Origin of the sequence: Acinetobacter sp. OYA S30 (genome assembly GCF_033599315.1) — a bacterium.
Classification (GTDB): Bacteria; Pseudomonadota; Gammaproteobacteria; order Pseudomonadales; family Moraxellaceae; genus Acinetobacter; species Acinetobacter baumannii.
The window spans coordinates 1-570 of sequence record NZ_JAWVAV010000143.1; the positions used below are offsets into that span (position 1 = coordinate 1).

Genomic DNA, 570 nt, shown 5'->3' on the forward strand with positions numbered 1-570 from the left:
AAGTCAAGTGGTAGGGGAGCGTTCTGTAAGCCGATGAAGGTGGATTGAGAAGTATGCTGGAGGTATCAGAAGTGCGAATGCTGACGTGAGTAACGACAAAACGGGTGAAAAACCCGTTCGCCGAAAGACCAAGGGTTCCAGTCCAACGTTAATCGGGGCTGGGTGAGTCGACCCCTAAGGCGAGGCCGAAAGGCGTAGTCGATGGGAAATTGGTTAATATTCCAATACTTCTGTGTAATGCGATGAGAGGACGGAGAAGGTTAAGTCAGCCTGGCGTTGGTTGTCCAGGTGGAAGGATGTAGGCATGTATCTTAGGCAAATCCGGGGTACTCTATGCTGAGATCTGATAGCAAGCTGTACTTGTACAGCGAAGTGGTTGATGCCATGCTTCCAGGAAAAGTCTCTAAGCTTCAGTTACACAGGAATCGTACCCGAAACCGACACAGGTGGTCAGGTCGAGTAGACCAAGGCGCTTGAGAGAACTCTGCTGAAGGAACTAGGCAAAATGGTACCGTAACTTCGGGAGAAGGTACGCTGTTGATGGTGATGGGACTTGCTCCCTGAGCGGTT

General features: G+C 50.5%; 1 rRNA gene. It reads left to right on the top strand.

Annotated elements, in window-relative coordinates:
- A 23S ribosomal RNA gene (locus R5R67_RS19535) occupies positions 1-570 on the top strand; the annotation flags it as partial.